The following is a 5,260-nucleotide window of genomic DNA, read 5'->3' as shown; positions in this document are numbered from 1 at the left end:
CCTCCAAGGTCGTTGTCGAATCCGTGGCTCAGGTAACGCTGGGTGCCGCCGAGCCGGCTCAGGGCGTAGGCCTCGTGCGGCACCATAGGCTCGGGCAGGTCGGTGACATCGCACCAGCGCAGCTCGCCGGCCTTGTCGAGGCCGTCGGCGATCTTGTCGCCCTGGCTGTCGACCGCGGCGGTCAGCTTGTCCTTGGCGTCGTCGAGGAATCCCATGTGCTTCTCCGATGGTCGGTGCGGTCGCCCGTGCGACCGCTCGAGATTTGGAACACTAGCCAGCATGTCGACCGCTGCGCACCCCCGACCGATCGTGGCGATCGTCGGCGCGACGGCATCGGGCAAGACCGGCCTGAGCCTCGACCTCGCGACCGAGCTCGGCGCAGAGATCGTGAACACCGACGCCATGCAGCTCTATCGCGGCATGGATGTCGCTACGGCGAAGCTGCCGCCCGCGCAGCGGCGGGGCATCGCGCACCACCTCCTCGACCGGCTCGACGTGACCGAGACTGCGACGGTCGCCGACTTCCAGGGCTGGGCGCGAGCCGAGATCGCCGACATCCGGAGCCGCGGCAAGGTGCCCGTCCTGGTCGGCGGCAGCGCGCTCTACACCCGCGCGATCCTCGACCGCTTCGACTTCCCTGGCACCGACGAGTCGGTGCGGCGCGAGCTCGAGGCGGAGCTGGCGGGCGCGGGCATCGAGGCGCTGCATCAGCGACTCGTCGACCTCGACGCGGAGGCGGCCGCGAAGATCGGCCCCGACAACGCTCGTCGCATCGTGCGCGCGCTGGAGGTGATCGCGCTGACCGGCCGGCCCTACTCGGCCAGCCTCCCGAGGCCCACCTACGCCGACCCGCACAGCGTGCAGATCGGCGTCGACATCGACAGGCCCACCCTCGACGCCCGCATCGCGACGCGGGTTCGGCAGATGTACGACGACGGGCTGATCGAGGAGGTCGAGCGACTCCTCGACCTCGGGCTGGAGCAGGGCCAGACGGCGCGCCGCGCAATCGGCTGCCGCGAGGCCGTCGCCTTCCTCCGTGGCGAGATCGGCCGCGACGAGGCGGTCGTCCGGACTCAGGCCGCAACCCGGAGATTCGCGCGGCGCCAGGACGGGTGGTTCCGCAAGGACCCGCGTGTCGTCTGGGTGCGCTTCGACGACGAAGACCGGGTGCGGCGGGCGCTGGAGGTCGTGCGGGCACTCGACAGATCGGCCACCGCGGAGCAGGGTTGAGGCATCTGATCTCTCGGGAGGTACACATGCGCTTCAGCCCTGCCCTCACCACCTCGGTGGCCACCTCAGCGCTCGTCGCCGGCCTGCTGGTGGCCCCTCCACCGGCGTCGGCACAGGCACCGCCCGAGTCCCCGATCGCCCGTCCCACGGCCAAGACGCCGACCGCGATCGGCAAGGGCGGCGCGGTCTCCACGGTCGATCCGGAGGCCAGCGCAGCGGCGCTCAAGGTGCTCAAGCGAGGCGGCAACGCGGCCGATGCGGCCGTCGCCGCGGCCGCCACCCTCGGCGTGACCGAGCCCTACAGCGCGGGCATCGGGGGCGGTGGCTACTTCGTCTTCTACGACGCCGAGACCAACAAGATCGGCACCATCGACGGGCGCGAGACCGCGCCGAGGAAGATCCCCGACGACGCGTTCATCGACCCCGCCACCGCCAAGCCCTACAACTTCACGCCCGAGCTGGTCACCAGCGGCGTCAGTGTCGGCACCCCCGGCACCCCCGCGACCTGGGACCGGGCGCTGCAGAAGTGGGGCACGCTCTCCCTCGCGGATGCGCTGAAGCCCGCGATCAAGGTCGCGACCCGCGGCTTCAAGGTTGACGAGACGTTCCGCCAGCAGACCCTCGACAACGAAGAACGGTTCCGCGCCTACCGCGCGACCAAGAAGCTCTTCCTGCCCCGGGGGGACGCTCCCACGGTCGGTTCGATCTTCACCAACCCCGAGCTGGCCGCCACCTACACCGACCTCGGCGAGCGCGGCCCCAGGGCCTTCTACCGCGGCGCCCTGGCCAAGCTGATGGTCGACGTGGTCCGCAAGCCGCGCACCACGCGCGGCACCGACCTCCCGGTGCCGAGGGGCTACCTCTCGCGCAGTGACCTCAAGGACTACAAGGTGCTCAACCGGGCGCCGACCAAGGTCTCCTACCGCGGCTACGACGTGTACGGGATGGCGCCCTCGTCCAGCGGTGGCTCCACCGTCGGCGAAGCGCTCAACATCCTCGAGCGCACCGACCTCGCCGCCAAGACGCCGGAGCAGGTGCTGCACCACTACCTCGAGGCCGGCGCGCTGGCCTTCGCCGACCGCGCCAAGTACCTCGGTGACCCGCGCTTCGTCGAGGTGCCCCTCCCGACGCTGGTGAGCGACAAGTACGCCGCCGAGCGGGCGTGCTCCCTCGACCCGGCCAAGGCCTCGGTGAAGCCGGTCGCGGCCGGCGACGCTGCGGCGTACGACGGCGTCTGCGCGCCCGCCCCCGCAGCACGCGGCACGGTCGACAGCGACACCGAGAACGTCTCGACCACGAACCTGACGGTGGCCGATCAGTGGGGCAACGTCGCGGAGTACACCCTCACGATCGAGCAGACCGGCGGCTCGGGCATGGTCGTGCCGGGTCACGGCTTCCTGCTCAACAACGAGCTGACCGACTTCTCGACCGTCTACGACGCGGCCGACCCCAACCGCATCCAGCCGGGCAAGCGCCCGCGGTCGTCGATGAGCCCGACGATCGTGCTCAAGGACGGCAAGCCGTTCCTGGCGCTCGGCTCGCCCGGTGGCTCCACGATCATCACCACCGTGCTGCAGATGCTGGTCAACCGGATCGACCTCGACATGAGCATCCAGGAGGCCATCGCGGCACCGCGGTCGAGCCCGCGCAACACGGCCAGCGTGACGTCCGAGCCGGAGTTCATCACGGCGTACGGCGCAGCGCTGACCGCGCTCGGTCACAAGCTCGTCCCGGCCGGTGACGCCCTGACCAGCGCCGCGCAGATCGGTGCCGCGACCGCGATCGAGTTCGGCGCGAACGGCCGGCTCACGGCCGTGTCCGAACCGGTGCGGCGCGGCGGCGGCTCGGCGCGGGTGGTCGAGCCGAAGTGACCACGATCTACTACACGGGCTGCTCGCTCGACGGCTTCATCGCCACACCCGAGCACTCCCTCGACTGGTTGACGTCGCGCGACATCGACCGGTCGGGCCCGATGAACTACGCCGGGTTCCGTGAGCGACTGGGCGCCTGCATCATGGGCGCCACCACCTGGCAGTGGATCCTCGACCACGACGACGACCCATGGGGCGAGCTGCCGACGTACGTGATGACGCACCGCACCTTCCAGCAGGCGAAGGCCGTGACGTTCGGCGCCGAGACTCCTCTGCAGGTGCACGCGGCGGCCGCGGAGCGCGCGGCCGGCAAGGACATCTGGCTCGTCGGCGGCGGCGAGCTCGTCGGCCAGTTCCACGACGCCGGGCTCCTCGACGAGGTGTGGACACAGCTCGCCCCGGTGACGCTCGGCGCGGGCACACCGGTGCTGCCTCGCCACGTCGAGCTGAAGCTCGAGGACGTCGAGCGCAATCGCGACTTCGTCTGCATGCGTCACACGGTGGTCCGCCCTGCCACACTGGAGTCGTGAGCTACCGCTTCCTCAAGGGCCACGGCACGGAGAACGACTTCGTGCTGCTGCCCGACCCCGACGGCACGGTCCACGGCGACCTGAGCGCTGACCGGGTCCGCGCCCTCTGCGACCGTCGCGCCGGGATCGGCGGCGACGGGGTGCTGCGCGCGGTCCGCGACGGCGAGCGCTGGTTCATGGACTACCGCAACGCCGACGGCTCGCTGAGCGAGATGTGCGGCAACGGCATCCGCGTCTTCGCGCGCTACCTGATCGACCACGAGGGCGTGTCGCTGCCGCTCGAGGTCGACACCCGCGACGGCATCAAGACCATCACGTCCAACGGCGACGACATCACCGTCGACATGGGCTCACCCGAGGTCTTCACCACCACGAAGGTGAGCGTCGACGGCGTCTCCCACGAGGCTCTCCACGTCTCGATGGGCAACCCGCATGCCGTGACCTTCGTCGACTCGCTCGACGAGGCCGGCACGCTGCTCGAAGGGCCCGGCTACGACCACGCGGTCTATCCCGACGGCGTCAACGTCGAGTTCGTCGTACGCCGCAGCGCACGCCACGTCGCGATGCGGGTGCACGAGCGCGGATCCGGAGAGACCCGCTCCTGCGGCACGGGAGCCTGCGCGGTGATGGTCGCGGCAGCGCTCGCTGACGAGGCACCACGCGGGACGGCCTACCGCATCGACGTCCCCGGTGGCAGCCTCGAGATCACCTGGACCGAGGACGACCGGATCTTGATGACCGGCCCAGCGCTCCTCGTGGCCGAGGGCACCACCGACCTGTAGCGCGCACGGGTCCTAGGATCCGGGCATGGACATCTCCGGAGCCTCAGCCATCGTCACCGGCGGCGCCAGCGGCATCGGTGCCGCGGTCGCCCGCGCCCTCGCTGCCCGCGGCGCGATCGTCGTCGTCGCCGACATCAACACCGAGACGGGCGAGGCGCTCGCCGACGAGATCAAGGGCGTGTTCGCCCGGGTCGACGTGACCGACACCGAGCAGATCGCGGCCGCCGTCGAGGCGGCCGCCCAGATCGCTCCGCTGCGGGCCTGCGTCAACTCCGCCGGCATCGGCTGGGCGCAGCGCACCATCGGCCGCGACGGCGAGCTGACGTCGGCGCACGACCTCGGCGCGTTCCGCAAGGTCGTGGAGATCAACCTGATCGGCACCTTCGACATGACCCGCCAGGCGGCGACCGTGATGTCGCGCAACGAGCCCGACGCCGACGGCCAGCGCGGCGCCATCGTCAACCTCGCATCCGTTGCGGCCTTCGACGGCCAGATCGGCCAGTCGTCCTACTCCGCGTCCAAGGGTGGCGTGGTCGGGATGACGCTGCCGATCGCCCGCGACCTCTCGGCCGCCGGCATCCGCCTCAACACCGTCGCCCCCGGCCTGGTCGACACCCCTATCTACGACGCGTTCGGTGACCCCGAGGCGTTCAAGGCCAAGCTCGGCGAGTCGGTGCTGTTCCCCAAGCGACTCGGCCACCCCGAGGAGCTGGCGAGCATGGTCGTCGAGTGCCTGACCAACTCCTACATGAACGGTGAGACGGTCCGCGTCGACGGGGGCCTGCGGTTGCCGCCGAAGTAGTACGACAGGTGTTGGCGCGACGTCGGGCGCGATTTGGCGCGCGCC

General features: G+C 70.8%; 5 protein-coding genes and 1 pseudogene. 5 read left to right on the top strand and 1 reads right to left on the bottom strand.

The features are described 5' to 3' along the window. Nucleotides 1–215, bottom strand: a pseudogene (locus RMO85_RS11040) (hypothetical protein); the annotation flags it as partial. Nucleotides 216–279: 64 nt separating this feature from the next. Between RMO85_RS11040 and miaA the strand changes: the two are divergent. Genes miaA through RMO85_RS11015 form a run of 5 tightly spaced genes read left to right on the top strand, consistent with a single transcriptional unit; the run spans nt 280 to nt 5,215 of the window. Beyond that, the gene (gene miaA, locus RMO85_RS11035; RefSeq protein WP_310528773.1) at nt 280–1,230 is read left to right on the top strand and encodes a tRNA (adenosine(37)-N6)-dimethylallyltransferase MiaA; all 951 of its coding nucleotides are present in this window, start codon (nt 280–282) and stop codon (nt 1,228–1,230) included. A 26-nt stretch (nt 1,231–1,256) separates the two neighbouring features. Next, the gene (gene ggt / locus RMO85_RS11030) at nt 1,257–3,101 is read left to right on the top strand and encodes a gamma-glutamyltransferase (RefSeq protein WP_310528772.1); all 1,845 of its coding nucleotides are present in this window, start codon (nt 1,257–1,259) and stop codon (nt 3,099–3,101) included. After that, the gene (locus tag RMO85_RS11025; protein ID WP_310528771.1) at nt 3,098–3,631 is read left to right on the top strand and encodes a dihydrofolate reductase family protein; all 534 of its coding nucleotides are present in this window, start codon (nt 3,098–3,100) and stop codon (nt 3,629–3,631) included. Before ggt ends, RMO85_RS11025 begins: the two co-directional genes overlap by 4 nt. Then, nucleotides 3,628–4,413, top strand: coding sequence for a diaminopimelate epimerase (gene dapF / locus RMO85_RS11020; protein ID WP_310528770.1), 786 nt, complete (start codon nt 3,628–3,630; stop codon nt 4,411–4,413). The genes RMO85_RS11025 and dapF overlap by 4 nt, the downstream gene beginning before the upstream one ends. A 25-nt stretch (nt 4,414–4,438) precedes the next feature. Beyond that, a complete protein-coding gene (locus RMO85_RS11015; protein ID WP_310528769.1) occupies nt 4,439–5,215 on the top strand; it encodes an SDR family NAD(P)-dependent oxidoreductase in 777 nt (258 codons plus the stop codon). Nucleotides 5,216–5,260: the final 45 nt, after the last annotated feature.

Source organism: Nocardioides sp. (assembly GCF_031422975.1).
Lineage (GTDB): Bacteria > Actinomycetota > Actinomycetes > Propionibacteriales > Nocardioidaceae > Nocardioides.
Note: the sequence above shows the minus strand (reverse complement) of the source record. Positions and strands in the feature narration are given on the sequence as shown.

What these genes read in the sequence shown, in the direction of transcription:
- miaA (WP_310528773.1), top strand. Translation starts at nt 280, where the DNA reads ATGTCGACCGCTGCGCACCCCCGACCGATCGTGGCGATCGTCGGCGCG.
- ggt (WP_310528772.1), top strand. Translation starts at nt 1,257, where the DNA reads ATGCGCTTCAGCCCTGCCCTCACCACCTCGGTGGCCACCTCAGCGCTC.
- RMO85_RS11015 (WP_310528769.1), top strand. Translation starts at nt 4,439, where the DNA reads ATGGACATCTCCGGAGCCTCAGCCATCGTCACCGGCGGCGCCAGCGGC.